The sequence below is a fragment of the Halomicronema hongdechloris C2206 genome (genome assembly GCF_002075285.3).
Lineage (GTDB): Bacteria > Cyanobacteriota > Cyanobacteriia > Phormidesmidales > Phormidesmidaceae > Halomicronema_B > Halomicronema_B hongdechloris.
Window position 1 is genome coordinate 2,676,456 of record NZ_CP021983.2, and the last position, 26,783, is coordinate 2,703,238.

The following is a 26,783-nucleotide window of genomic DNA, read 5'->3' on the forward strand; positions in this document are numbered from 1 at the left end:
GATTTAAGTGGACTTGAACTGGAAAATGGATTTACTTAAATTGTGCTTGGGCTTTAAAGATAGCTTTTTCCCAATGATGCCGCCGAATCTGACGTCCATACCAAATGGGCCGACCAATCAATTTCCCTAACGGCGACTGTCGCCGCCAGCGCTCATAGCCTTCCACCACTGGCCCCGCTAAAATCTCCCGCCAACACTTCGCCACCCCATCGGCATCATAGTCCCGCACCCGTTGCCAGCCATTCTCTACCATGGCCTGGTAATAGCCCGGCTCTTCTTTCAGTCGCCGTAGTGCAGCAATAGCTTCCTCCGAAGAATGCACCTCAATGTAGTCCAACTTCGAGCGGCGCAACTGTTGATAAGCTGGCTCTGGCCCCAACAACGCCGGGCACCCTGCTAACCAGGCATTGACCAGCTTACTCGCCGGTTTCACCGACAGCAAAAGCGGCTTACTCTCACGAACCGCTAGTACTGCATCCGTCTGAGAATAATCGTGCCAGTCTTTCCATGCCTGTTTTAGATCCTGGGCATTTTCATCACTGGTTTCTAACTGAATCCCCAACCCATGCAGAGCAGTGACAAACTCCTCTTGGCGAAATGGGGCTGCTAAATGTTGACTACGGCCCTTATAGACCAACGTGTCTAGCTGGCACCCCCGGTTACGATCCCTAGGAATGATATTCGGCTGCGGCCAATGGGGGACAAAATGATCGACTCTCGCATCAACCACATTGAGTTGATTTTGCACGATCCGGTGGTTACAGAGCTCTGGGCGGCCGCGGTCATGCTGGCAAGCCACTACAAAACTATTAAAAGATAGGCGTTTAGGCGATAGTTGTTCATAAACCGCCACGCAAATTTGCCCCGGCACATAGCTGCGTGTTAGCTCGACATTGAGCCCCCGCTTCATCAACTGCACATAGGTTTGAATTGGCCAATTGAGTGTTTCAGTGCCGATACCAGAGCGATACTCTGGTGACCATAGTCTTAAGGCCTCGTAGAGGTAATCCACCAGGTCATCTGCTGGGAGTGATGCGGCCTCATCAATGGCTGCTTTGAGACGCAGCCAACTCTCCTGGGACACACGACAGACAAAATAAACTGGATATGGTAAGGGCTGCAGAGATAAAACCATAGTACTCTTCGATGAAGATTCAATCAATCTGAAATAAAGTTGCTAATGACTATCAAACTTTCCTGATGAGCACTGTCATTCTAGAAGAGATAACTGAAATTTTAACTGCCATGGTAATCATGGCGATTAGTTACTGGCTTACAAACGCCAGGTACCAACCACAAACGCCTTAAATCATTACCTACATTGACCCTCTGTTCTCAGCAATTGGTTCCTGCTTTACCATAGCCACTGTTAATGATCTTCATTCAGTTAGCAAAGGATCAGGAAACTATTTTTGAATAATCATCGTCTCAGATAAAAGTGCAGATCAGGTAGACATTGTGCATCCCTATTCCCTAAATTAAAGCCACACAATTGCCCCTTGCATCGCTAGGTAGTGCTCAACCCAATTTGCTCCTTACCATGCACTCAATAGGCGTTGTCACCATTGGCCGCAACGAAGGAGAACGACTGATTCGTGGCCTTAAATCCCTAACAAAATACCTACCCTCTGACACCCCCATTGTCTATGTCGATTCTGGCTCTACTGACGGAAGTATCGCCGCTGCCCAAGCCTTAGGTATCCACGCCATCGAGTTAGACATGTCAGTTCCTTTCACCATGGCCCGGGGGCGCAATGCAGGCTTTCAATACCTGATAGATCAGTTTCCTGAGCTCACCTATGTGCAATTCATGGATGGTGACTGTGAGCTATTGCCTAACTGGATTGAACCAGCAAAAGCTGCCCTAGACCAAGCCCCTGATCTGGCCATCGTTTGTGGTCGTCGGCGGGAGCGCTTCCCCGAGGCTTCCCCCTACAACCGGCTGGCCGACATGGAATGGAACACCCCCGTCGGTGAAGCCAAAGCCTGTGGGGGCGATATGTTGGCTCGTGTTGCCGCCATTAAAGACGTTGGTGGCTACACCCCCACCCTGATCTGTGGCGAAGAACCCGAAATGTGCATTCGCCTACGCCAGCAGGGGTGGCGCATTCGCCGCATCGATGCCGATATGACCCTGCACGATGCCGCCATGACCCACTTTAGCCAGTGGTGGAAGCGTTCTATCCGGGCGGGTTGGGCCATTGCCGAAGGGAAAGCCATGCATGGAGCCCCCCCTGAAAACTACATGGTGAAAGAATCCCGCAGTGGCTGGTTGTGGGGGTTCATTATTCCAGGTTTAGCCATCGGCCTCAGTTGGCCCACCCGGGGCATCAGCGTAACGCTACTGCTGGGCTATGGCGTACTTATGGGGCGTATCTACCAATATCGCAGGCAACAGCATGATCTCCCTGAGCATGCCTGGTTATATGCCCGTTTCTGCACGTTATCTAAGCTGCCTCAATGTATTGGTCAGGCACGATATTGGCTAACTCGCCTGCGTCGCCAACAGGCAACTCTTATCGAGTATAAGACCACCTTCTGACCTGACTGCCTGACACATCTTTTACTCTAGTCGGCAGGATAGAGAGCGGATGCGAGAGAACCAGATTTGGTCGTAATAGTCGTGCTCCGCTTTTTTGGAGGCAAAACAAGGCTCTGGGTCACGGACTAACAGCGCTATCGGCTCTAGAAGCTGTCGTCCTTTGTGAACGACTCCCTTAAGCCAGCGCAATCCAATCTTGAGGTAGCTGAGTCCGCGCCGCCAATGAGGGTCTACCTGCTGCCTAAGGCCTTCAATCTGAACCGCCATGCCAGTGGTTGTTCCATAAAGCAGTGCAATAGCGGCCACTAGATAAAGTCGCTCAAGGGCTACCGCTGAGCGGATTCGGGAGTCTTCAATCTCGAAAGCTCCTGATTTGCTATCCAAAAACAGCTCCTCTACTCTGAAACGCAACGCGTAGCGCCAGAGCGTCTGCAAGGTAGGCGGTTCATCGGTGATGACGGCCCAAGGCTCTTTGACGCCTTTAAGCGTCGCCAGCACGATGTTGCACTGGTGGGAGCCATCCTGCCACAGCCTGACATTTCGATAGAAAATCGCCTCGCCTTTTGGCGGCCACAGATATCTCACTTCAGTCGGATAACGCCTTGGCCCGTGCAGCAGGACATCGCAGGGCACTCGCAAGCAGTAGTGCCAACTGCTCGCTTGCAACCAACTCATCAAGTCGTGGTTGGCAAAGCCTCGGTCGGCCAGCAGCATTAGGTTCGGGTACTGCCTCAAAAGCCACCGGGCACGGCGCAGCAAAGGGCGGTATTCTTCAAAAGCCACCGTTGCACTGCCATGCTCAAGCACTCGCCACAGTAGCGGGACTGCTCGTCCGCAGCACACCACTGACAGGTGAATCATGCAGTATTGGTTCCACAGCACCGTTGTATCGAGTGCCAGATACAGCCGCTTGCCCTCCCACTGCCTCAGCGTCAGCAGCACCAGCGGTAGGTAGAGCTGATTTATCTCAACGAGCCGGTTGCCGAAAAATCGATGCCACCGCCGCTCGAAGCTTTGCGCTTTGTTGGCACGGCTTATCACGTAGGACTCCCAAGCAGGTGGGCTCAGCTCACCACTACAAATCAGGGCGGTGACCATCCAAGATAGGGCTTTGATATGGCGCAAGTCCCGGTAGTGGCTGTATTGACGCAGATAGTGCAGCAGTTGATCATAGAGCTGGGTAGAGCTTGGCATGTCGCTTTGGCCGTCAGTGTGGTAACTACAGCCTCGCACACGAGCTCTGCCTATTTCCTCTTTGTCCTGATATGACTACCTTTCAGCTACTTCTGTCAGGCACTCAGCCTTCTGACACCATTTCCTGCGTCGTTTGCTTGGAACATTTTCATGTCAGCGCCGGTTGTTAAGTCTATAAAGCACTCAATGCCTCGATACCCGGTCTTGGATGGCTGGCGAGGTATTAGCATCCTCTGTGTGTTAGCCTCTCACATGCTGCCGCTTGGTCCTGCCGCTTGGGATTTGAACCTAGCAGCAGGGTATCTGGGCATGTCCTTATTTTTTACATTGTCGGGCTTTTTAATTACAACAAGCCTGATTTTTAGATTAGACCTATATGAATTCGCTATCCGGCGAGTGATTAGGGTTGTTCCCCTTGCTTGGCTTTATGTGGCTGTTGTTTTATCGTTGCAATTGCCCAGCTTCTCTACTGCCGTAGCGCATCTTTTGTTCTACGCTAATTTACCTCCATCTTCTACTATGAAAAACCTTTTATAGTCTGGGGAAAACGGTGGATTATATAGAGCCAGGGAAAGTTTATTCCCTCAAAAAATTAGAGACATAAAAACATGATTGATTTTGGAAACAAAAAATGATGGGAAATAAAAAGCTGAGAATTCTATTAATCATCGAGCAGTGTAATCCTGAGTGGACATCAGTTCCGCTGCAAGGCTATTATTTCTATATCAGTATTAGAAATTTATTTAATACAACTCTGGTCACTCACGAGAGAAATAAACCAGCACTAGAAAAAGTACATTCAGATAGAGATATTGTTTATATTTATGAGAGTAATTTTACTAAGTGGTACTATAAACATGCAGAATCTTTAAGCAAAATAAAAGGCAAAATAATTTGGCCTCTCTACAATACACTAACCTATCCAATTTATGCTGAATTCAACCATCTAGTCTACAAAAAGTTTAAAACTTCTGTTCTTAAAAGAGACTATGACATTGTCCATGTCGTCACACCAATGATGCCGCGCTATCCGGCCAAGATTATCAAAGCTTGCAAAAATATTCCCTTTATAATTGGGCCAGTAAACGGTGGTGTGCCCTATCCAAAAGGATTTCAAGAGATCGCTCGAAAAGAGTTTGCTGGCTTTAACTTCTTGCGGTTAATTGGCCGATGGCTTATTCCTGGCTACCGTGAGACCTACGAAGAGGCTGATTATATCCTCGCTGGCTCAACTTATACACTAAATTTAATCAAAAGCCTATTCGACGTTAGAGATGAACACATAGAACTATTCTATGAAAATGGAATCAATGACGCCTTCTTTAGTAAAGATCCCAAAGTCGACACTGAAGAGAGTATACAGATAAACCTTCTCTTTGTCGGTCGTCTCGTACCTTATAAAGGAGCTGATATATTAATAGACTCAATTGGTCAACTAAGACCGCAGATCCAAGAAAATATATCTTTAATTATTGTTGGTAATGGCTCTGAGAAAGAGTCTTTACAGCAGCAAGTGCAAAATCTCGATCTAAAAGAAAAAATCCACTTTCCAGGCTGGGTAAATCAGCAAGAAATACTCGAGTATTACCATAAATCCGATATCTTTTGTTTCCCTTCAGTTAGAGAGTTTGGAGGTGCCGTAGTCATAGAGGCTATGGCTAATGGACTTCCATGCATCGTTGTTGACAATGGTGGTATTGGAGAATATGTCACCGAAGAAACCGGATTTAAAATTAATCCGATTTCCAGAGAGTTTGTCGTGCAGGAGCTAAGAAAACGAATTGAGCAATTGGTAGAAGATAGGGCCTTACATGCTGCAATGTCATACGAGGCAGTTGAACGGGCAAAAGAGTTTACTTGGGACTCCAAAGCCGAGAAAATATCAGACATTTACTTGAAATTATTAAGTAATTCGAGTGAATAATCATAACCGATCCTCAAAGTTATTTGAGATTTAAAGAGATGAATTTGACCTTAGGATACTTTGTTCCCGAATTTCCCAGCCAGACCCATGCATTTTTCTGGCGAGAAGTGAATGCATTGCGCGAACAAGGCATTAGTGTCCAATTATTCTCTAGCCGTCGCCCGCCGGATACAGCGTGTTATCATCCATTTGCGGATACAGCACGTCAGCAAACTTACTATGTCTTCCCACCCAATATCATAAAGGTTCTATCTTTTGCGTTCTCACATCCCCATAAGTTATGGTGGGGAATTTCGTATATCGTAAATCTACCTGAAATATCTTATTTGCAACGAGTAAAGCTAATGAGCTTACTCGCTTGTGCCATAGAATTAGTAGCCCATTGTCGAAACCTAGACATCAATCATGTCCACTTTCATTCTTGTGCAAATTCTGCCCATATTGGTGCGATCGCAAATATCATCTCTGAAATTTCGTATAGTTTAACTTTGCATGGTGATCTGACAATCTACGGAACTCATCATCCCCAGAAAATGATGCGAGCCGAACTGGTCACCGCAGTAACTACACCACTAAAAAAGCAAATACTTGATGCGACCTCAATGACCGAAGATCGTGTGCCAATCATCCATATGGGCGTTGATGTTGATTACTTCCAACCTAAAACCCGTCAAAAAGATACATCAACAGAACTGCATGTGGTTACGGTCGCTCGGTTGAATCGAGTTAAGGGACATGTCTATATGTTAGAAGCCCTATCAAAACTGCAAGAAGAAGGCCACAACATCAAGTATTCTATCGCAGGCGAAGGGACATATCGTCCAGAGATAGAAAAGAGAATTAAGGAATTGAAACTAGTAGATTCAGTAGTAATGCTAGGTTCCATTGGAGAAGATGATGTTCTTCGGCTTCTACAATCGGCAGATATTTTTGCACTCACTAGTACTGGACGTGGTGAAGCAGCACCAGTCTCGGTCATGGAAGCTATGGCCTGTGGTCTACCCACCATATGCTCTATTATCGGAGGGACACCAGACATGATTGAGCATAGAAAGGATGGATTTCTACTCAATCAAAAAGACATTCCTGCCATAACCAATACCCTACGAGAATTAATACTTTCTCCCGAGTTGCGATATCAAATTGGCAAAGCTGCCAGACAGAAGGCAGTTCATCGCTATGACTATCGGGTCACAGCAAAACAGCTAAGTGAGGCTATATTGAAATTTAAATAGTCACTATAGATATTAAAAATCTTTTCCAAAACATGTCTTTTGAATTTATGAGGATCCATGAATTATCCATATCGTCACATACCAATAGTTTCTCCTGCGTACCGAAACCTGAGGAGATTTGTGAATAGCAGACGCTACGCCGGAAACAATGTCTGGTGTCCTGTTTGCTCACGGTCCTTCAAGTCTTGGTTAAATAATCAGAGTCATGGCTCATGTCCTTACTGCCGCTCTGAAACTCGTCACCGAATAACTTGCTTGTATCTGCAAAATCGATACAGTAATACTCAACTACCGATAAAGCTTCTTTATTTTGCTCCACACTGGGGACTAGAGCGATGGCTCCGTAAACAAAAACGTACGTTTTCCTGCACCACAACTGACCTGTCAGCACCCAATGTAGATGTTCATGCTGACATAACTAACTTGCCGTTTAAGAGTCAGTCATTTGACCTGATTGTGTGTTGTCATGTTTTAGAACATATTCCTAATGATGAAAAAGCCATTAGTGAGTTGTTTCGAGTGTTACACAACGATGGAACCGCATTGATACAGGTTCCATGTAATTATTCTGCTGAATATACAGACGAAGATCTATCCATCACAGATGCCCATGAGCGGGAAAAACGCTTTGGCCAGTTTGATCATGTCAGACTCTATGGCCAAGATATTGTGAAACGACTGAAACTGCCAGGGTTCAAAGTGGAAATCTTTCGTCCTACACGGAACTACACAAGGCAAGAAAATGAACGTTTAGGGCTATGGGATGACGCTATTTTTGTCTGTCGCAAAGGTTAGAATACCTATTAGTCCTCTTTAGGAAATTTGGGTGTCCAAAAAGAATGCTTATACAATGTTAGTTACAGCGATGCAGAAAATTCCTGAAAGCCCTGAAGTGCAAGAATTCTCAGAGTGCATCCTAGTTTTCTGACATTACGGTTAATAATGGAGGCATAATGGCAACATTAAGTAGTTTTTTCGATCGCATTTATATTTTAAACCTTCCCCATCGCGTTGATCGACGCAAAGCCACCATCAAGGAGTTGGAGTCAATAGGAGTATTTTTGAAACCTGAAAAGATTGAAGTCTTTCCGGCTATCAAGCCTGACAAGGCAGAACCTTTCAAGAAATTGGGATCTAAAGGTTGTTTCCTGAGTGTGTTAGCTATCCTCGGGCATGTAAGAGATGAAGGTGCTAACAACGTCTTGATTTTTCAGGATGACATTAAATTCCCCCCATTTTTCAACAAACATGAGAGTTCTTTAATACAGCAGCTTGAGCTCCAGAACTGGGATATTGCTCAGTTCGGTCATCTTACCACCGAAATAGATGATGCAGATATCAAGGATAAATTTGCCACCTGGAGAGACTCTGAAAGTAAAGCTATAGGTGCACATTTCTTTGCCGTCAATGGCAAATCCCTCGATCGATTCATTCATTTTCTTGAAGAGCTTATGAGTCGCCCGAGTGGACATCCTGAGGGGGGAGCCATGCCCATAGACGGAGCATTTACTGTATTTCGTCGTCAGAATCCTGACATAGTTAGATTACTGGCTATACCTAGCTTTGGGGGGCAAAGAAGTTCACGCAGCGATGTTACTCCTAAGTGGTTCGATAAGCTACCAGTAACATCAAACTTGGCTCAACTATATCGGCACTGGATTTATCATTAGTCAATGGTGGAGCTTAAGGATTTCTACCGTATTTCACAGACTATAGTCAGCTCACATCACTATTAGAGGATATTTGGAAAGTACCCTGCAACTTTGCTCCAGGCTTGCTTCTGGCCAACAGAACCATACACGCTAAAACGCCTACCTTACAGGCCTTTCAGCCGAGTTTTCAAATACCCTCTTAGGCATCTCAGACTCAGATAAGGAAGCTGTACTGGCAATTTGTCAAGTACTCAGTCAGATCGAGAGCATAATTTGAATATTTTTTTAGTGGACGTACCATATTAATTTATCTTGGTTACCATGGGGCAATCATCCAGGGGGTAATCTCAGTCATCGTTGCTCGATAGTTGCCACTGCCTGGCAGTGTCGTAGGGCGAACATAGAGATCTAAAATAAACCTGCTACTCTTGGTGCACTCTACCTACAGGCAACGAAGCTAACAATGATGTCACTATTGGTGACTTTTTTAACCTCAGGAAGCCAGTGCACCAACCATGAATACCATCCCACGCACGTATTACGTTTCCCCTAATGGTAACAATAATAACCCAGGTACAGAAGCCCAGCCTTGGAAAGACATTCGCTATGCCACCAGTCAAGAGTCACCTGTGCAAGCAGGCGATACCATTTTGGTTCAGTCAGGCACTTATACAGAGACGATTACTTTAGAAAAGTCCGGTAGTAATCAGCAAGGGCATATCACCCTGAAGGCTAATGACAACGTTATTCTCCGCGACCCCCAACCCAACCAGGGTGGGTTCCGGGAAGGGGTGATCCAGTCTGCCGGAAAAGGTTATTGGGTCATCGATGGGTTCCGCATCGAAAATACCTCCTGGGCTGGCATTGCCCTCAGGGATGCCAATAACATGGTTGTGCAAAATAACCATACCGACAATACGGGAGCCTCGGGCATTATCGTCATGCCGGATAAATTCTTCGGCGGTGGCGAAGCCGAGGTTACCAGCTCGGATATCAAAATTCTCAACAATATCGTGGAGCGGGCCAACTGGAAATGGCAAACTGCCAACGATACTGGCGCACCTCAAGAAGCACTAACAATTTGGGGGGTTGATGGCTTCGAAGTCGCAGGAAATCTAGTTAGAGATACCAAGAAAGAAGGCATCGATATCAAAACCGGCTCCAGAAATGGCTCAGTTCATGACAATCGGGTGACTAGAACCGCGTTGATTTCAGGAACCCCTGCAGGGTATCGAGGCGGCCCTGCTATCTACGTAGACGGCAATCGGGCAGATACGTTCAATATCGCTATCTACAACAATGTCGTTCATAACAACACCTCCAGCGGCATCGTAATCGCCGATGAAGTAGTCGGCGTGGGTGATGTTGCCGATATTCGGGTTTACAACAATGTCATTTATGACAACGGTCGACTCGGAATTAATGCGGGGGCAGGCATTAGTGTCCGCCATAACGTGGAAGACGTGAATATCATCAACAATACCCTTTCTGGCAATGTGCAAGCCTTCCTTGTTGATGGGGCTTCTGCCTCAGGAAATCCCAAGCTTGAGGATGTTCTCATCCGCAACAATATCTTCGCAGACAGCGTCTTTCGTAATGGCTTCATCGGTGCCGCCGAGGACATTACCATCGACAATAACCTGTTTACCAATGACTTTGATGTCCTATACCAGCTCGGGACCGTCACCGATCTGCATGACAGTGCCAATGATGTGGTCGCCTCGGTTGGCTTTGTTGATGCCCAGAACCAGGACTTTCGACTGAGCGCCTCATCTGCAGCCGTCGATAGTGGTTCTAACCAGATTGGCAACTATGCTCAAACGGACTTCAATGGTGTTCTACGGCCCAATGGAGCCGGGGTTGACCAGGGAGCCTATGAGTTTTTGCCGCACAATAAGAGCACCACTATTGGCGAGTACGACACCTTAGATCTCAACCACCAGTGGCAGACAATCCTGCTGGATGAGTCCTATATTAATCCCGTTGTCATCGTCTCCGACCCCACCCTGAATGGCTCAGATCCTGCTGCCATTCGCCTCCGCAAGGTCACCCAAGACTCCTTTCAAATCCGGCTGCAAGAGCCTAACTATAAAGACGGTAAGCATATTAACGAATCTGTTTCGTATCTGGTCATAGAAGCCGGAGATTGGACCCTTGCGGATGGCACTCGCATCTCCGCTGGCCAGCATCAATCTGATCGGTTAACTTCCAAAGGCTTCGACGCCATCGACCTGACAGGCTTCGACAGCACCCCGGCGGTGTTATCTCAAGTGCAGACCTTCAACGGCAGCGACTGGGTAACTACTCGCACTACCGGACAATCTGCCAACGGGTTCCAACTGGCCATGCAGGAAGAAGAGGCCCGCAATAATGGTGGCCATGTGGATGAAACCATTGGCTGGCTAGCAGTCTCCCAGGGGGTGGCATCTGATGGCGATACTCTGCTACAGGGAAATACAACTGGGCGAAATTACGATCACAATCAGGCTACCGTTAACTTTGACGCAGACTTCAATACAGCCCCATCAGTGTTGGCTAAACTAGGCTCTTACTTTGGGCCAGATACCGCTAATCTGCGCTTAGATGACATCACCGCCAACGGCTTTAGCCTAGGGGTATATGAGGAGCAATCTTTGAACCAGGAACTCCTTCATACCCAAGAATCAGTTTCCTTTTTGGCTCTAGAAGGACCAGCTGGCGTCTTAACCGGATTGCCATTTTAGGGGGGACTTCGTTCGATATCACAGTCTAAAAATCGGCACTTTGCGTTGGCCAACGCGTCAGAGTCTCTAGGGTATCTACCAGTACGACTTCTCTGTACTGCTCCTAAGGAGATTACACCCGATGAAGACATCCCTAAGTCTAGGCCTTCTAACGTTGCTGTTGAGCGTTCCCTTGCAAATTGGGTTTGCTCCCTGGGCCTATGCCCAGATCGAAAGTGATGATGATGGCATCGAAATCGAAGATACCGATGACGATGACGACGACGACATCGATGACGATGACGATGACGATGATGATGACGATGACATTGGTAATGACGACGATGACGATGTTGGCGAGTTCGATGACGACGATGTTACGGTTCCCAGCGATCCAGCCAATGTCCCCGAACCCATGACCATCCTCGGTAGCATGGCTGCCCTGGGCATGGGCTATGCGGCCAAGCGCAAACTGTCAGATAAGTAATCCCTGATTCCGGACATGCCTACTGCCCCATTTTGGGGCTGACGGCCTGCGCGGATACCTTTCCCACCAATCAGGTGCCGATCACAGAGGTCGCCTTTGGCATCTGATTCGGCAGAGAGAGGACGTTATGATCCCGTCTCGATGACATCGCCCCCCTCGCCCGAGGGGGGATTTTTTATCGACCTCGACCCCCTCCATCCCCTGACTCTGTTCTCCTCCGGGGGCGGAAGGGGAACAGCGGTTTGAGGTTCCAACTGTAGGAAAGCTGAGATGAGTTGTCTAGCCATAGCAAGACACTTTTCTGGATTCGGGTGGCGCTACGCTTGCCCGGAACGACGAGACTCTTTTTCGGGGTGAATTGGCTATCTAAGAAAACCTCATGATCGTCATTCCCGCGGCGGCGGGAATCCAGAGCGTCAGCCTCGGCACGGGCACAAAGCGCATAGTCTGCCAATAGCATAGCCCTCTACCTGGATGCCGAGTGGCGCATGGGTAGCCAAACGCTAGACTAAATCTAGGCACCCCATGGCACCCGCATCAGGATTCTCGCGACCGGCAAATCCCTCCCCCCAACTAATCCGCCTCCTCCGCCCCAGGAAAGCTTGCCGACCATGTATGATTTGCCCAGCGAGAATCCTGAGGAACCGGGCTTGCCTGATGAATTTCATGAGTTTCAGCCTCAATTACTGCGGGAAACCTGCCGATCTCCCGAGGTTAGGGCCGAGGAGATGTTCATTGGCACAGACCTTAACCTCTATTACGACGGTCGCCATCCCTTCTGGTACAAGCGATCTGATTGGTTTTTGGTAATAGGCATAGAACCAGCCCAGGATCAACACAGTCTGCGACTCAGTTATGTGATGTGGCAGGAGACGGTGGCCCCTTTTTTAGTGGTGGAGTTATTATCTCCAGGGACTGAGGCCTATGATCGAGGCGGGAAATTTGCGCTCTATCGTCGTTAAGACTGCGCTTAATCTTGTAGCTCAGGGGGCTCACCCGGGGGAATTTCGCTTCCCCCGGACCCCTACGACCAGGGCGTTCCGCCGCCCTGGACCTGCGGAAGGGCATATCGATCAGTGGCGCTAGATCGCGTCGCATCGGCGGGGACGCGATGGACTTGTCTGCTTCTGCCTTCCCTCGTCACTCTTCATTCACTCCACCCCTAAACCCTGCGGAGGGAATAACACTCCTGGCGGGGGGGCTGCCACCTCAGCTTGCCCGGCCTGCTTTCGGGGGATTATAGCCCTACGGGCTTCCCATCCAGCCCGAATTCGTCTTGATTGGCCTTGGCATAGGTGTAGACTGCCAAGGAGGCAGAGTAGGCATCGCTGCCCAGGGCCATGACTGTATCGTCGACTAATTGGTGCAGTCGTTCTAGTTCCATGGCTACGGCATAGAGGGAGCGAAAGGCTTCTACATCCCGCTGCATTTCATCGAGATCGAAGGCTCGGGGGAGAATGTCGGGGTGTTGCAGGGCGACGTCTAGGGCTTTTTCGACGAAGGCCCGGCTCTTGTCACCTAGTTTGGCGAGGCTCTGACGCTTCTCTGCCGACAGCGGCTTGATGTAGTTCTCAAGGGTGAAACGATGGGCTTGAGGAATCGATTGGCAGCCCTATTGCTGGGGGCAGGGTTAGGAAGCATAGTCAGCCTGCCCGGGTTGGCGCAGCCGGCCCCAACGGCCCGCTATGCCCAGGGGGAGGCCGTAGACCTGGCCTTGATCATCGAGGAATGGAAACAGAAGCATCCGGAGATTCCCGTCTTTGCCTGCGTCTGCGATCAGCAGCAGTGTGACCACACCCCCAGGTGGCCCTTTCGCACCTACAGTCGCTACCAGTTCACCGTCGCCCTAGGACCGTTCAACGCCAGTTACACCGAGAGTCGCGGCTTCAACTGCTTCGATATCCAAACGGGGCAAGCCCCTGATGCCCAGACAGATATGGGGTCAGATGATGCCTCGGATACCGATACTGGCCAATTGCCGACGGTGGCAGTGCTGGATCAGGGCCGTCGATTGCAGATTCGGCATCAGGGCCAGATGATCAGCGCCGATGTCACCGGCTGGAATCTGCAACTCTTCCAAGCCCTAGACTGTTCCGGTCCCCGCATTGTGCCGCAGAAGGAGGTCACGGCGCGACGGGTGATCTCAGAGCCGGCCATCGATCCGGCCAGCGGTAATATCGCGGTGCCGGTGCTACTGGAGGACTGTGTGGAGACCCAGCAAAGCGCCGTCTTTGTCGTGGATCCCCAAGGCGGAGCCTATGGGCTCTATCGAGTGCAACTGCCGGGCGAGCAGTCCCTACCCCATGAATTTGCTAGCTATCCCTTTGCCAGTATCACTGGGCTGCACTACTGGGACAGCACCCTATTCGTGCGCCAGGGAGACGCAGCCGGAAATCGCGCCTTAGTGGTCTTCGAGCCAGGGCGTACCCCCGCCGGGACCTATGGCGGCTGCCTACTGCTGGAAACCATCGAAGGATCAGGGAGACTATGCCCGCGCCAATGAGTGGGAGAGTGGGGAGGGCGGAGAGCGGGGTGATGGGGAGAGATTGACTGCCCTGGCAGCTCCTACGCTGGCTCCATCACAGGCTTGCGACACTTCAACACCCCACGATATCCACACCCCCTGGGCTCGTCTCCCCCTCGTCCGCTGCTGACACCTGAGTGTTTGTCTCACCATCCACCTGCAACGGCGGCTGATATACGTATAGCCATCGTCACAATCCTTTGTGCGATGGCGAGCCAGTCAACCCCCTAAACTGGGCTGTTGGGCGATCAGTCATGTCTTACGCTGACTGGCCAACGCGATAAGTTCTGAGGCGCAAAGAAAAGAGCCTGACCGCAGTCAGGCTCAGGGCTTCGTCTTGGGTTCAACTATGACAATCGCAAAGACAATCGAACGATTAAATACGAATCGTGCCGCCGTCAAACAGGGGAATCGTCATCGAGAAGTTCTCGCCATAGGTGAGCTTTTGCTCCTCTAGGATGCCCAGGGCAATAGCCTCCCCGAGGCGAATTGACTCGATGTAGTCGGTGAAATAGTGGACGCCGGCCCAGTTGCGACCGATGGCAATATTAGCGGCCAACTTGTTCAGCTCTGCACCGACGGTTAAGGGGCGATCGAGGGTAACCGACTCTAGCTGAGCACCATCCACAGACGGCTGATAGCAGACAGGCAGCTCATAGCCGTGGTCGAAGAAGGCCTTGAGAATGGTGACGCAGGCCCCGGCCACCGTACCGTGGCCAGCTCCATAGGCGGGGTGCATCGGCGATCCTTCCGGGAAGGCCATCGGTAACAGGTAGCTATTGGAGCCGGCACTGGCATCGCCAGAACGATCGCTATGCTGGTTCTGACGGCGGTTGTGGTCGGCAATCTCCTCTAGGAAGGACTCGCCGAAGCCGTTGACTAGGGGCTCCACTGGCATGAATTCCTGGCGGTCGCCGCTGGCATAGCGGTGGATTAATCCCCCAATGGCCTCCGGCCGGGCCCGGCGATGCACGTTGAACTTCTGGAACCGCACTGCCTTCAGGGCGCGGGTGGCCACTTCCGTCACTAGGGAGAGAATGTGGGGGCCACCGAAGTGGGCGAAGCCCTGTTGCTTGTCGATGTGATCAGCCCGCTGGAAGGGAATGCCGGGATCGAAGGGCACGCCCAAGGACAGCATGATCAAGCAGGCATTGAGATAGGCCTCGTAGAGGGCGTCGTAGTGAACGTAGGTGGCCAGGTCCCGAGGCGTAGCCATGAATCGGAATTTGGGGTCATCGGCATAGAGCTCTAGGCCGCGGAAGTCGGCGCCGTTCTGGACATCCAGCCAGGCTTCCCAGGTGGTCATGTAGTCCCGGTAGGGGGCGGCCACCCGCACCCGCTGGTCTGCCCGAATGGATCCGTACTGGATGTACCCATCGCTGATGGCCTGGGCATCGCCGAGGCCGGTATTGCCCACCAGCAGAAACTGGGACAGGTAAGGCCCCACCTCATCGCCGGGGGCAATGCCGCGAAAGACCGTTTGACGGGTGAAGGGACTACGCAGGCGCGATTCTTCCTCGGGGCTCAGGGCCAGGGCATCGGGGGATTGAATCCAATCGGTGGCGTTGAGCCGATCGATGGCCTGCTGGATCTCTGGGGCGCTGTCGAATTTGGCAAAGGGAATATCCCGCAACAGGGCCATGGTATAGACTTCCACCATTTCGGCCAGGAGTTCTGGGCTATCGAGGGTGGGGGCCGGGGGCATGGTCACGGCCTGGGCGTCGGGTCCTTCCAGATCGAAGGTGTTGCCAGCCCCCGGCACTTTCCCAGGCCCGCACCGGTAATTTCTCGCGTTGGGCCAGGTTAGACTTCCAATTGGGAAATTCGACGCCATCCCTGTCCGGAGGCCCAGGGGAGTGTCCTGGAAGTCGCGGGTATCGCCGGAATCGATGCCCCGAACAAACCGCTGATAGGCATCGGCATCCGAGAGCAGGCCGCGGTCATCGTGGGGCAATCCCTTGGTGTAGTTAGCGATGTGGCTGGGTTGGTTATCGGTATCGCGATAGAGCAGCTCCTCGCCGTTGCTGAGGTGCTCAGGATGGGCGGGGCGCCTGGCCAGTTCGGCGGCCTGGCGCCGCACCTCGAGGGCTTGTAGTCTACGATCCCATAGTCTTGCTCCTGGTATGTTGGGGGGATTGAATAGACAGATAGCCGGTGGAGCGCCGTCGCCTCGAGCGCCGGGGGGGGAGAGCGCCAGAGAGGGGGCTCGCTCTACTGGGAGCACTACTGTCTGGTTGCGATCGCGGCTGTTCCACAGCACGCTGTCTGCGGTGCTCTTGATCAACTGGTTGCCGTCAAATACTTTGAAATACAGATCGGGCAACCGATCAAACCATATGAAGTCTCGGAACGAGGTGTCATCGAATTGCACCTGAAAGGCACCCTGAGCATCGGTGGTGGCCTGGGCTAGAAAATCATCGAAGATGAGGTCTTTGTCCCAGACTTCAACCCGTAGGCCTGATAAGCCGGCGCCAGTGGCTTGACTCACCACTCGCCCGGCAATGCGATAGAAGCTCATAGAGTTTGGTTATCCATGCAAAGGTGAGCTGTGAATGTACTCCCTTCTAGGATGGCGAGACAGAGGGTGCGATCGCATCACCCCAGTGGGTACTTTCCAGCTATGCAGCCGCGATCACTCTGAGTTGCTGCTCCCGTCGCAGCAGGCTATCACACAGCAACCGAGCCAAATAGGTCTGCACCGCGTGGGCCAGTTCCGGCGCTTCTTGCTGCATGGCGTCGAAGGCGCTCCGTTCCAAATAGTAGAGGCTGGTGGGCAAATCGGTCACCACCGCCGTGGATAGGGGCGGCTTGCCATAGAAGCGCATTTCCCCCAGCACATGGCCCTGGGTATGGGTCTCCAACCGGCGAGTGTGTCCGTCCGGCAGCTCCAGTAGCACACTCACCTGCCCCGACTCGATGAAATAGAGGCGATCGCTGTTTTCCTGGGTGAAGAGGACATGGCCAGCGTCCACTGGGTCATGTTTCAGATACGCCATGAATTGCGGGATGCGATCGCGGCTGAGAAATAGTTCTTCCAGCTGGGTTTCGATGGGGGCGGGTGGGTTCATGGAAGGGGGCCTCCAGCAGCAGTTGGTTCTCACACCACTCCAGCCCCCGATCCAAATCGGCAAAGATCTGGCAGCAGTCTTCATCCACCAAGCCATCTCCCCCTGACGCAGTTGCCCCTCCACCGCTGGAGTGAGGCCAGTGTAGACCACCGTGAGCTGCCGTTGACGAGCGATCTTGAGAATTTTCATGAAGCTGAGCACCCCGGAGGCATCCAGGCCGTCCACCTGGCCAAAGCTAATCACGATCCAACTGGGAGCTGGCTTATCCTCAGCCTCCAACCGTTGCCGCACCTGATCTAGCACGTAATTGGCGGTGCCAAAGAAGACATAGCCACGCAACTCTAAGATAAAAATCTGCTCCCCCCGATCTTGCAGCCATTGCCGTTGCCGCGGCGAGCGTCGCACATTGCTAAAGGTGGTTGCCCCCGAGGTCACCTGCTTGGCCACATCCAAATAGCTGTAATCCACCATGAACAGGATCACCGCCAGCACAAACCCCAAGACCACCCCCTGGAGAAACCCCAGGGCATTGATGGCCACCAGCATGATGATGACGATGGCGTAATCGCGCCAGGACAACTTAAACCAGGCCCGGTAGATCCATTGAATCAACAACGACAGGCCCAGATAGAGCAATAGCGCCCCTAGCACTGGTTTGGGGAAATAGGCCAGAAACGACGCCCCCAGCTGTAAGACCACGAAACAGACGATCGCACAGACAATGCCAGACAGGCGATTACAGGCATTGATCTTGTAGACCAATAGGGTACTGGGCAAGGCTTGATTGCCGGCCATGCCAGTGGTGATGCCCGAGGCCAGATTGGCCATGCCCACCGACTCCAGTTCCGTATCCAAATCCAGGTCTCGCCCCACCACCAGCTCAATGCCACTGTTGCTGAGCATCAGCGACAGTAAACTGACCACGGCTACAGACCCCACCAAGCCCCAATGGTCCAGCACCGCCGGCCACTGCACCTGGGAGAGGCTACTCAGGGTCAAGGGATGCCACAGTCCCCCCTCGGGAAAGGGCCCCAATAGCCAGCCCGCCTGCCGCGCTTCAGTAGGAGATACCTGGACCACCCAGAGGGCGGCATAAAAGACGCCGATGGAGGCCAACAGAGCCGCCGGCATCACCAGAAAATGCTGATACCGCCAAGACAACAGCATCAATCCCAGGGCAAAGGCCAGGGCGCAACCCCAATGGCTTAGGAATGCCGGGGTCAGCAACTGCGGTAGCGTGTCCAGGCTGAGAGCAAAGTCCGCCGTCACTTGAATCGACCCATCCACCAGCAGCCAACCGGTACCGGCCATGAATCCCCCCACCACCGGGTAGGGGATGAAGCGGATCTTGCGCCCCAACTGGAACCGCCCCAGCAGCCAGAGCACCGCCCCGGTGACTAAAGAACTCACCGCTATGGCCGCCAGCACTGTTACCAGAATTACCTCAGAGGACACGGTACCCTGCAATTGCCGGGCAATTTGACCGGCCAACAGGGCCAAAATTGCGGTGGGAGCGGCCAAGGGTGTGGCGATCATCCCCGGTAGGGAACTGGCCAGGGCCACGACAATGCTGACGATGGCAGTGCTGAACACGGCCATGCCCACCCCCAGGGAAAGGTAGCCGGAGAGGGCTCCGGAAAAGATTAATGCGGCATAGGAGATGCCGCGGAAGACCCCAATCACACCGGTGACCAGCCCCGCCGTCAGGCTGGGAAAGAGGCGACTGGGTTGTAGTTCATCGAAGACAGGGGCTAGGGCGTGGGAGGGAGGAGAGTGTTCTAGGGTCACCGGTAGGGCCACAGAGGAAGGGTCACCCCAAATTATGGTCAGCCAGGGTTACCCCAAAACTGTTAAATCGACTACAGGAGAAGGGTATTAGCTATCCTTATCCCTAGATCCCTAGCATCCTCAGCCCTATTCCCACTCGATGGTGCCAGGGGGCTTGGAGGTAATGTCGTAGACCACTCGATTGACGCCGGGCACCTCGTTGACGATGCGATTGGATAGGGTTTCCAACAGATCGTAGGGCACCCGTGACCAGTCAGCGGTCATGCCGTCTTCGCTAGAGATCAACCGCAACACAATGGGGTGAGCATAGGTGCGCTGATCTCCCATGACGCCGACACTGCGAATGGGTAATAGCACGGCAAAGGCCTGCCAAAAGTCGTGGTAAAGCCCCTGCTTATGGATCTCATCCCGCACGATGAAATCGGCATCTCGCAGAATCTCCAGCCGTTCTTCGGTGATCTCGCCGATGATGCGAATGGCCAAGCCTGGCCCCGGGAAGGGATGACGCCGCACGATTTCTTCCGGTAGCCCAATGGACCGACCCACCTTGCGCACTTCGTCTTTAAATAACTTGCGCAGGGGTTCCACCAGCTTGAACTGCAGGTCTTTTGGTAAGCCGCCGACATTGTGATGGCTCTTGATTTTCACCGCCACCCGTTCGCCGGTTTTAGGGTCGACATTGGTGTCAGCCGATTCGATCACATCGGGATAGAGGGTGCCCTGGGCCAGATAATCAAAGGGGCCCAGCCGTTTCGATTCTTCCTCGAAGACGCGGATAAATTCGTGGCCGATGCGCCGACGCTTCTCTTCTGGATCGGTCACACCCACCACCCGGGCCAAAAAGCGATCGCGGGCATTGACATAGTGGACGGGGATATGAAACCGCTCCCTAAACAGCTTAATTAACCGCTCGGGTTCCTCCTTACGCATGAAACCCTGGTCAATGAACATACAGGTGAGTTGGTCACCGATGGCCTGATGTAGTAAGAAGGCCAGGGTGGAGGAATCGACACCACCGGAGAGGGCCAACAACACGCGCTTATCGCTCACCTTGGCCCGCACTTCCCGGATGGCTTCTTCCACGAAGGCTTCTGTGGTCCAGGTGGGTTGGCAATTACAGATGTGATAGACGAAGTTGCGAATCAGGGCGATGCCCCCCTGGGAGTGCACCACCTCTGGGTGGAATTGCACTCCATAGAGTTTGCGCTCGTGGTCGGCGACGGCGGCACAGGGAGTGTTATCGGTATGGGCTAGGCCCTCAAACCCTGCGGGTAAGCGGGTGACAGAATCCCCGTGGCTCATCCACATGGTGGTGCCATCTTCCACATTGGTGAGGAGATCGGTGGGATCGTCGATGAATAGGGAGGCTTTGCCATATTCACCACGCTGGGCCCGCTCCACGCCGCCGCCCAATTGCTCTACCATCAGTTGCATGCCGTAGCACACTCCCAGTACCGGAATCCCCAGATCCCAAATGGCGGGATCGCAGTGGGGAGCGCCAGGGTCGTATACCGAGTTGGGACCGCCCGATAGAATCAACCCTCGAGGATTGAGTTGTTTCAATTGTTCGGCGGTGGTGCGATAGGACAGTACCTCGGAGTAGACCTCTGTTTCGCGAATGCGGCGAGCAATCAACTCTGAATATTGGGAACCAAAATCTAAGATGATCAACATCTGACGGTTGACATCCGTCAGCACAGGAACATCTGGGGTGGAAGGAGTCTCGGTCTGTAGGGTCACGGGTTGAAACCTGCAGAATGCAAATATACAGCTAAGAAGACTGACTAAAGTGGGGGTGGGGAAAGATGATAGTCAACAGATTGAACAGGGTGCAGTCCCCGAACTACTACCGGTTGAATTAACGTATCAAGGTAAAAAATTATTCCATCTAGCTTATCAAACTTGACGAAATCTGGGTGCGAGCTGTAGCACTGGCCACGATGATTTGGCGACGGCGGTCAAATAGTAAACACCCTACCTGGACCCGCTGTTGGCTATGGCGGTGAATGTAGGCGCTGGCTCGCTGCTCGATGCGGGTTGCGATCGCACCGTAGACCTGGGCCACCCAGGTTTCCCCCAGCTGGCGCAGCTGCCCCAACCCGGCCTCCGCCGTCTCAGCAGCTAGGATCGCCTGCACCGTCTCCCGGGGCACCCCTTGATTGGCACAGTGGGCCGCCAAGATCTCTTGCCGGCCATCGGCCACATGGTGGTGGGTATGGAAGATGCCCCCAGCCAGTTTGAGCAGTTTGCCGTGGTAGCCCAGCAGCACCACCGAATCCACCCCCCTGAGGCCCGCCTCCACCAGCAACGGCCCCAACCAGTTGGCCGTCTTCACCCGCCGGTCCGCCTCGATGCCCAGGGTCAGGGCCAGATCCAGGCCATTCTCCCCCAGACAAAACACCAGGGAATCGTAGCGGCTGGCCTTGTCTTGGAGATCAGCCCGAAACGCCTCCAGTTGGCCCGGCGCACTCAGGGGTTGGGAGATGCCACTGGTGCCCAACAGAGCCAGGCCCTCCACCACCCCAAAGGCCTCGTTGGAGGTGCGTTGCCCCAGGGCCCGGCCCTGGGGCAAGATCAAGGTCACCCGAATCGGTCGGTCGGGGCGCCACTGGTCCAGGTTCTCTTGCAACAGGCGGCGGGCATAGCGACTGATGGACATAGGACCCTCGGCCCCCAAGCGACCCACCCCTTCCCCCGGCAGAATGGCAATGGCCGGGCTTTGCTCGGCGTCCCCCCAGCCCACCACCGCCCACACCGGGGTATGGCGGGTTAAATCCAAGTTGTCACCGGGATCACTGCGGCTGATGGCCAGCACGGTACCATCGGGCAAAGGGGCCAACTGCTCGATGGCGATCTCGACAGTCTCCGCCGGCTCCAACAGATTCACCGCCACCGTATCGGGGCAATCCCGGCAATCACAGAGATAGCGCAGCGATGCGATCGCACCGGCACAGGCAAACACCGGCAGGGTATAACCGGCCCGAGCAGATGACGACGAATTGGGGGAAGAGACCATACTTTAGAAATAGATATGTTGTTAAACTGGTCGACGATGGACGAATAGCGAGTGGGCAAGCAATGAATTTTGAGTTTTGAATTTTGAATTGCCCCCTCCACCCCCTCACCCCACTACCCTAACGACTCGCCGGCCCATGATTCCTACCGATTATCTCCGCATCAGTCTGATCGATCGCCTGCAATTTTCGTTGCCAGTACTGTATGCCCGAGGGCAGCGACTTGCAGTACGTACTGCAGCAGGACTGGCTCACCCGAGCAGAACTGCACACCCTGCTCCAAGAGGTGTTCATCCCCCTGGGCTTTAACCGCTTTCGTCTTACCGGCGGAGAACCCCTGCTGCGCCCTGATCTGGTCAATATTGTGCAAGACATTGCCAGCCAGCCCCAGACCCAAGACCTCTCCATGACCACCAATGGCTTTCTCCTGGCCAAGCGGGCGGCGGCTCTGTGGCAGGCGGGGCTGCGACGCCTCAATATCAGCCTCGATTCCCTCGATGCCGAGACCTTTCAACAGATCGTCGGGGGCGGGCGGCAGCGCTGGCAGCAGGTCTGGGAAGGCATCTTGGCGGCCCATCAGGTGGGCTTCTCGCCCCTGAAGCTGAATGTGGTCGTGATTCCCGGCATCAATGACCACGAGGTGCTGGACCTGGCCGCGCTCACCCTGGATCGGGCCTGGCATGTACGCTTCATTGAGTTCATGCCCATCGGCAATGCCTGGTTGTTTGAGCATCGCGGTTGGATGCCCTCGCAAGAGCTGCGGCAACGGATTCGGCAGCGCTGGGGCTTAACCGAGTCATCGGTGCTGGGAAACGGCCCCGCCGATGTATTTCAGATTCCCGGGGCCCAGGGCACCCTCGGCTTCATCAGCCAGATGTCAGAATGCTTTTGCGATCGCTGCAACCGCATGCGACTGTCCGCCGATGGTTGGCTGCGTCCCTGTCTGTTGAATGAAATCGGCCAGATTGACTTAAGAACTCCCCTGCGCCAGGGTCAACCCCTATCTCAGCTGCGGGCGGCGGTGGCGGAGCTGCTGGCCCAAAAACCCGAGATCAACTACAAAACAGCGCCAGTCAGGCACCACCGGAGCCTACGGCCGCACCATGTCCCAAATCGGGGGTTAAAAAACCTCCCTGGCTGACGGACCAAGGAGGTAATGCAGAGATAGTCAATAGCGCGGTAAGGGTATGCCAGCGTACGCCAGCAAAGAACCTAAACGCAGCCTAGGCTTTCCGAGAGTAGTACTCAACCACCAGCAGTTCGTTGACGTTGAGGGCCACCCATTCTCGCTCGACGATACTGTTGACCTTAGCAGTCAACTTATTCTTGTCGAGTTCCAGGTGGGTAGGCACATTGGCCAAACCTGGATACTGCAGATTGGTTTCCACCAGCTGCCGAGAATTATCCCGATCCCGGACGCTGATTTCATCCCCAGGGCGGCAATTGTAGCTGGAAATGCTCATGCGTTTACCGTTGACGGTGATATGGCCGTGATTCACCAGTTGTCTGGCCGCTGGGATGGTAGGCGCAAAGCCTAACCGGAATACCGTGTTGTCTAGCCGCATTTCTAGCAACTGTAGTAGCACTTGCCCGGTGGACCCGACGGCTCGCCGAGCTCTTTTCACGTACCGTAGCAATTGCTTTTCGGTCAGGCCGTAGTTGAAGCGAAGCTTTTGCTTCTCTTCCAAACGCACCGCATATTCAGTCTTCTTCTTGCGAGCCTGTCCATGCTGCCCCGGAGGGTAGGACTTGCGGGCCGTTTTACGGCTTAGCCCCGGCAATTCCCCCAGGCGACGGACCACCCGCAGCCGTGGGCCTCGATATCGCGCCATGTATGTTCTCTCCGCAAAGCTTTGCAAAGCTACAATTTTACTCTATGGGAAGGCATAAAACAAGCCTTGATAGCCATTACATCGTCAGGACGGGGTGTTTTGTACGTCTGGTTTTTCCTCAGGCAAAATGGCCCCTGCCACCGGACACACCTGCAGGCAGATGCCACAGTCGATGCAGGTGGCAAAATCAATCCAGTACCAATCCGTGCCTTTGGCATTCTTGCCGGGCCCCTCGTGGATACAGGCAACTGGGCAGGCATCGACGCAATCGGCCACGCCCTCGCAAACATTCGTCACAATCGTGTGGGGCATGGAACTCCTCTCAATCGTCTATCAACGGGGTGACTGCTCATAGCCACCTCTAGTCCCTAACCTAAGGTAATGTTTCAATTTCTGGCAATCCATCTGGCCCGATCCAAGCGATGCGATCAATCTGGCGCTGCTTGGCAATCATGCGGACGGTCTCGGCTGCCGGGGGATCCTTGGCAGAGAGGGCCTCTAGATAGACTTCCACCCGCACCAGATTGGTGGCTTCGCGGATGGTCTGAGCGTAGGCGAAGGCGGCGGCAGCGGCGCTGGGTTGCAGCGGCACCACTAGCCAATCGCTGGCGGCGGTGGTTTGGGGTAATTGACCACTGGGCATGAGCACCTGATGCAGGGCTTCGATGCTGAGCATGAAGCCAATGCCAGGATAGCTGATGTCCTCGGGATGAAAGACCCCGAGCAGGTTGTCATAGCGGCCGCCCTTGCCCAGCACCTGGCGAGCGGCGGTGTCGCTTACCACTTCGAAGACTAGGCCGGTGTAGTAGTCAAAGGTCTCGATCAGGCTCAGGTCTAAGACCAGGGAGGGCATGGTGGCAGTGGCTCTCTGGGCAGTGGCCTCTTGTAGTAGCTCGACTAGGGTCTTTAAGCCCTCGACCATATGACGTTGCTCAGCACTTAGATCTAGGCCACTGACGGTCTGAAGCACGTCTTCAGGCCGCCCCCGCAGATCCATCAGTTGCAGGGCCCGTTGTCGTAGGTCTGCCTCTAGGGGTAGGATTTCTAGGGTAACTCGATCGAGATGTGCGATCGCACATCTCACCGCCGCCCGGTGCTCCTGGGGAAACGGCGCCAACAACGACTGAGTCAGGCCGGCATTGCCCAGCACCAAATGCCAGCGGGCCAAGCCGAGATGCCGCAGGCTATCGATCACCAGCAACAGCATTTCCGCATCGGCCAAGCCGCCGCCAGTGCCCAGCAGTTCTACCCCAGCCTGATAGAGTTCCTGCTGCTGCCCATGGCTGCCCTGGGCAGCGCGGCGAAAGACATTGGCGACATAGTACAGCCGCTGCGGATAACTCACCCGAGCCATGCGAGTCACCGCCGTGCGGGCAATGGAGGCCGTCAATTCTGGCCGTAGTCCCAACCGTTGGGTTGAGGTTCCCTGCAACTCGATTACCGTCGTCTGGTCGATAGCGCCCCCCGCCATCAGGGTTTCCAGGCTCTCCACCGTGGAGGTAATGATGCGCTGATAACTCCAACGTTGGAATACCTGCTCCAGGCGCTCTTCGATCCAATGTTTCTGGGCAACATCTAAGGGCAATAGATCCCGAGCCCCAGACGGTGGCTGGTAAACCATCAATTCTTCCTACCGCCGAAGAGTCCAAACAGCCCGCCGCCAGACTGCTTATTCTGGTTATTTTTCCGTTTAGACGAACTCGACTGATGGCCGGCGCGGGCTAGGGCCTGCTGCACCGATTGGGCAACGGTGTCGTTAGCATTCAGGTCTAGGGCCCGTTTGACATGGACCCGGGCCATAGTCGGTTGCCCTGCTTTTAGATAGATACTGGCCAGGTGGCTATGGCAAGCGGCATTGGTCGGGTGGGCCTGCAGCGCTTCCCGCAACTCCAAAATCGCCTTGGCATAATCCTTCTTGTATTCGAAGGTGCGGGCTCGGTTGATATAGCTCTCCAGGATCACCTCTCGATGCCGGCGGGGGGGGGGCGGTGGAGCGGTGGAGGCAGCTGGTGACGACGCTGCCGTCTCAGTAGACCCTGTCCCGGCGCGGATGGGGAGGACTGTCCCGGCGGGGACGACGTATCCGTCTGCGCCCGCCGCATCAAATAGACCAAATTGAGCTCACTGATCTGGCCGATGACGTCGAAGACATGCTCCAGGGAATCATACTGTTTACCCGCCAGAGTTTGCAGCGCCTCTGAGTAGGCAAACTCCAGATTCTTAGAGCTTGCTAACTGCTGAGCCACATCCGTATCCAGGGCAATCGTAGCCATCTGATTATTCAGCTGTCGTCCCTTCAGCTTCAGCAGCAGGGCGTACTCGTTGGCCGCCTTTTCGTCGCTGAGCTTCTCGTAGGCGGGGTTGACCAACTTAGAGAGCAATTCGCTGGCCCGCTGGCGGGCCTCACCATGGGCCGATGCCAGCGTATCGGGGTGCAGCTTGCGGGCAATTCTCAGATACCGCTTGCGCACCTGCTTGGGATCAGCCTCTACGGAGACTCCCAAGATGGCGTGGTAATCTGTGAAGTCTTGTTTGAACAAACCTTGCTCAATATTCATGTGCCTGCTGTGGTCGCGGCCGGGCTGGGGAATTCTTTTTAGTCTACTCTGCCTCCCCTAGTTTAGCGATGCCTTGCCGGGGGGATTAATTCAATCTCACATTAAGGCCTACGCCGCGACAATCGAGATCGGGAGGGAAGTGGGGGGAGTGGGGGAGTGGGGGAGTCTTGAGTTTTGAATTTTGAGTTCTCTCGGTGATGATTGCATTCAACCCTCAACGCTAGTCATTCAAAACTCTCTTGCCTGTTCATGCCTGTCTCTGC

At 53.5% G+C, this 26,783-nt stretch carries 22 protein-coding genes and 1 pseudogene; 11 read left to right on the plus strand and 12 right to left on the minus strand.

Annotated elements, in window-relative coordinates:
• Positions 1–31: 31 nt before the first annotated feature.
• Positions 32–1,135: a glycosyltransferase gene (locus XM38_RS12090; RefSeq protein ID WP_080813290.1), complete on the minus strand. Its 1,104-nt coding sequence runs from the start codon at positions 1,133–1,135 to the stop codon at positions 32–34.
• Between the two features lie 405 nt (positions 1,136–1,540).
• On the opposite strand from XM38_RS12090, the gene XM38_RS12095 reads away from it, so the two are divergent.
• Complete coding sequence (locus XM38_RS12095; protein WP_088429970.1) at positions 1,541–2,542, plus strand: glycosyltransferase family 2 protein; 1,002 nt, start codon at positions 1,541–1,543, stop codon at positions 2,540–2,542.
• 21 nt (positions 2,543–2,563) lie between these two features.
• On the opposite strand, the gene XM38_RS12100 is transcribed toward XM38_RS12095, so the two are convergent.
• Positions 2,564–3,736 (minus strand): transposase, encoded by a 1,173-nt coding sequence (locus XM38_RS12100; protein WP_080809504.1) that lies wholly within the window; start codon positions 3,734–3,736, stop codon positions 2,564–2,566.
• A gap of 150 nt (positions 3,737–3,886) precedes the next feature.
• On the opposite strand from XM38_RS12100, the gene XM38_RS12105 reads away from it, so the two are divergent.
• From XM38_RS12105 to XM38_RS12140, 8 genes are all read left to right on the plus strand, one after another.
• Positions 3,887–4,273, plus strand: a complete 387-nt coding sequence (locus XM38_RS12105; protein WP_080814394.1) for an acyltransferase family protein — start codon at positions 3,887–3,889, stop codon at positions 4,271–4,273.
• Between the two features lie 94 nt (positions 4,274–4,367).
• The gene (locus XM38_RS12110; RefSeq protein WP_256995595.1) at positions 4,368–5,660 is read left to right on the plus strand and encodes a glycosyltransferase family 4 protein; all 1,293 of its coding nucleotides are present in this window, start codon (positions 4,368–4,370) and stop codon (positions 5,658–5,660) included.
• 38 nt (positions 5,661–5,698) lie between these two features.
• Positions 5,699–6,895 (plus strand): glycosyltransferase family 4 protein, encoded by a 1,197-nt coding sequence (locus XM38_RS12115; RefSeq protein ID WP_080812924.1) that lies wholly within the window; start codon positions 5,699–5,701, stop codon positions 6,893–6,895.
• A 255-nt stretch (positions 6,896–7,150) separates the two neighbouring features.
• Positions 7,151–7,690 carry a class I SAM-dependent methyltransferase gene (locus XM38_RS12120; RefSeq protein ID WP_187329390.1) on the plus strand — a complete coding sequence of 180 codons (540 nt, stop codon included), beginning with the start codon at positions 7,151–7,153 and terminating at the stop codon, positions 7,688–7,690.
• Positions 7,691–7,848: 158 nt separating this feature from the next.
• Complete coding sequence (locus XM38_RS12125) at positions 7,849–8,565, plus strand: glycosyltransferase family 25 protein (protein ID WP_080812930.1); 717 nt, start codon at positions 7,849–7,851, stop codon at positions 8,563–8,565.
• Between the two features lie 497 nt (positions 8,566–9,062).
• Complete coding sequence (locus XM38_RS12130; RefSeq protein WP_080812933.1) at positions 9,063–11,270, plus strand: right-handed parallel beta-helix repeat-containing protein; 2,208 nt, start codon at positions 9,063–9,065, stop codon at positions 11,268–11,270.
• Positions 11,271–11,391: 121 nt separating this feature from the next.
• Positions 11,392–11,736, plus strand: coding sequence for a PEP-CTERM sorting domain-containing protein (locus XM38_RS12135; RefSeq protein WP_080812936.1), 345 nt, complete (start codon positions 11,392–11,394; stop codon positions 11,734–11,736).
• 611 nt (positions 11,737–12,347) lie between these two features.
• A complete protein-coding gene (locus XM38_RS12140) occupies positions 12,348–12,698 on the plus strand; it encodes a Uma2 family endonuclease (RefSeq protein WP_080812939.1) in 351 nt (116 codons plus the stop codon).
• Positions 12,699–12,973: 275 nt separating this feature from the next.
• On the opposite strand, the gene XM38_RS12145 is transcribed toward XM38_RS12140, so the two are convergent.
• The gene (locus XM38_RS12145) at positions 12,974–13,165 is read right to left on the minus strand and encodes a hypothetical protein (protein ID WP_088429972.1); all 192 of its coding nucleotides are present in this window, start codon (positions 13,163–13,165) and stop codon (positions 12,974–12,976) included.
• 156 nt (positions 13,166–13,321) lie between these two features.
• Here XM38_RS12145 and XM38_RS12150 point away from each other — a divergent pair, with 156 nt between their 5' ends.
• Positions 13,322–14,239, plus strand: a complete 918-nt coding sequence (locus XM38_RS12150) for a hypothetical protein (protein WP_080812944.1) — start codon at positions 13,322–13,324, stop codon at positions 14,237–14,239.
• Between the two features lie 397 nt (positions 14,240–14,636).
• Here the strand turns inward: XM38_RS12150 and XM38_RS12155 are convergent, their stop codons facing one another.
• The 4 genes from XM38_RS12155 to cbiD form a co-directional block, all read right to left on the minus strand.
• A complete protein-coding gene (locus XM38_RS12155; protein ID WP_225889302.1) occupies positions 14,637–16,778 on the minus strand; it encodes a bromoperoxidase in 2,142 nt (713 codons plus the stop codon).
• 100 nt (positions 16,779–16,878) lie between these two features.
• Positions 16,879–19,128: an SLC26A/SulP transporter family protein gene (locus XM38_RS12160; RefSeq protein ID WP_202978880.1), complete on the minus strand. Its 2,250-nt coding sequence runs from the start codon at positions 19,126–19,128 to the stop codon at positions 16,879–16,881.
• Positions 19,129–19,242: 114 nt separating this feature from the next.
• Positions 19,243–20,856, minus strand: coding sequence for a glutamine-hydrolyzing GMP synthase (gene guaA, locus XM38_RS12165; protein ID WP_088429974.1), 1,614 nt, complete (start codon positions 20,854–20,856; stop codon positions 19,243–19,245).
• 148 nt (positions 20,857–21,004) lie between these two features.
• Positions 21,005–22,132, minus strand: a complete 1,128-nt coding sequence (gene cbiD, locus XM38_RS12170) for a cobalt-precorrin-5B (C(1))-methyltransferase CbiD (RefSeq protein WP_088429976.1) — start codon at positions 22,130–22,132, stop codon at positions 21,005–21,007.
• 136 nt (positions 22,133–22,268) lie between these two features.
• Between cbiD and moaA the strand changes: the two are divergent.
• Positions 22,269–23,254, plus strand: a pseudogene (gene moaA / locus XM38_RS12175) (GTP 3',8-cyclase MoaA).
• 99 nt (positions 23,255–23,353) lie between these two features.
• On the opposite strand, the gene rpsD reads toward moaA, so the two are convergent.
• From rpsD to XM38_RS26430, 5 genes are all read right to left on the minus strand, one after another.
• Positions 23,354–23,962 (minus strand): 30S ribosomal protein S4, encoded by a 609-nt coding sequence (gene rpsD, locus XM38_RS12180; protein ID WP_088429978.1) that lies wholly within the window; start codon positions 23,960–23,962, stop codon positions 23,354–23,356.
• Between the two features lie 84 nt (positions 23,963–24,046).
• Entirely contained in the window at positions 24,047–24,274 is a 228-nt protein-coding gene (locus XM38_RS12185; protein WP_088429980.1) for an indolepyruvate ferredoxin oxidoreductase subunit alpha, read from the minus strand.
• 61 nt (positions 24,275–24,335) lie between these two features.
• Complete coding sequence (locus XM38_RS12190; protein ID WP_088429982.1) at positions 24,336–25,583, minus strand: ATP phosphoribosyltransferase regulatory subunit; 1,248 nt, start codon at positions 25,581–25,583, stop codon at positions 24,336–24,338.
• A complete protein-coding gene (locus tag XM38_RS26425) occupies positions 25,583–25,924 on the minus strand; it encodes a tetratricopeptide repeat protein (RefSeq protein WP_202978881.1) in 342 nt (113 codons plus the stop codon). Before XM38_RS26425 ends, XM38_RS12190 begins: the two co-directional genes overlap by 1 nt.
• On the minus strand, positions 25,921–26,520 hold the full coding sequence (locus XM38_RS26430) for a J domain-containing protein (protein ID WP_202978882.1): 600 nt from the start codon (positions 26,518–26,520) through the stop codon (positions 25,921–25,923). The genes XM38_RS26425 and XM38_RS26430 overlap by 4 nt, the downstream gene beginning before the upstream one ends.
• Between the last annotated feature and the right edge of the window lie 263 nt (positions 26,521–26,783).

Bases quoted from the DNA above. Each gene is read 5' to 3' on its own strand.
- rpsD (WP_088429978.1), bottom strand. From the start codon at position 23,962: ATGGCGCGATATCGAGGCCCACGGCTGCGGGTGGTCCGTCGCCTGGGG.
- XM38_RS12090 (WP_080813290.1), bottom strand. From the start codon at position 1,135: ATGGTTTTATCTCTGCAGCCCTTACCATATCCAGTTTATTTTGTCTGT.
- cbiD (WP_088429976.1), bottom strand. From the start codon at position 22,132: ATGGTCTCTTCCCCCAATTCGTCGTCATCTGCTCGGGCCGGTTATACC.
- XM38_RS12115 (WP_080812924.1), top strand. From the start codon at position 5,699: ATGAATTTGACCTTAGGATACTTTGTTCCCGAATTTCCCAGCCAGACC.
- XM38_RS12095 (WP_088429970.1), top strand. From the start codon at position 1,541: ATGCACTCAATAGGCGTTGTCACCATTGGCCGCAACGAAGGAGAACGA.
- XM38_RS12135 (WP_080812936.1), top strand. From the start codon at position 11,392: ATGAAGACATCCCTAAGTCTAGGCCTTCTAACGTTGCTGTTGAGCGTT.
- XM38_RS12150 (WP_080812944.1), top strand. From the start codon at position 13,322: ATGGGCTTGAGGAATCGATTGGCAGCCCTATTGCTGGGGGCAGGGTTA.
- XM38_RS12155 (WP_225889302.1), bottom strand. From the start codon at position 16,778: ATGAGCTTCTATCGCATTGCCGGGCGAGTGGTGAGTCAAGCCACTGGC.
- XM38_RS12140 (WP_080812939.1), top strand. From the start codon at position 12,348: ATGTATGATTTGCCCAGCGAGAATCCTGAGGAACCGGGCTTGCCTGAT.
- XM38_RS12145 (WP_088429972.1), bottom strand. From the start codon at position 13,165: ATGCAGCGGGATGTAGAAGCCTTTCGCTCCCTCTATGCCGTAGCCATG.
- XM38_RS26430 (WP_202978882.1), bottom strand. From the start codon at position 26,520: ATGAATATTGAGCAAGGTTTGTTCAAACAAGACTTCACAGATTACCAC.
- XM38_RS12105 (WP_080814394.1), top strand. From the start codon at position 3,887: ATGTCAGCGCCGGTTGTTAAGTCTATAAAGCACTCAATGCCTCGATAC.
- XM38_RS12125 (WP_080812930.1), top strand. From the start codon at position 7,849: ATGGCAACATTAAGTAGTTTTTTCGATCGCATTTATATTTTAAACCTT.
- XM38_RS12110 (WP_256995595.1), top strand. From the start codon at position 4,368: ATGATGGGAAATAAAAAGCTGAGAATTCTATTAATCATCGAGCAGTGT.
- XM38_RS12185 (WP_088429980.1), bottom strand. From the start codon at position 24,274: ATGCCCCACACGATTGTGACGAATGTTTGCGAGGGCGTGGCCGATTGC.
- XM38_RS12130 (WP_080812933.1), top strand. From the start codon at position 9,063: ATGAATACCATCCCACGCACGTATTACGTTTCCCCTAATGGTAACAAT.
- XM38_RS12190 (WP_088429982.1), bottom strand. From the start codon at position 25,583: ATGGTTTACCAGCCACCGTCTGGGGCTCGGGATCTATTGCCCTTAGAT.
- XM38_RS12100 (WP_080809504.1), bottom strand. From the start codon at position 3,736: ATGCCAAGCTCTACCCAGCTCTATGATCAACTGCTGCACTATCTGCGT.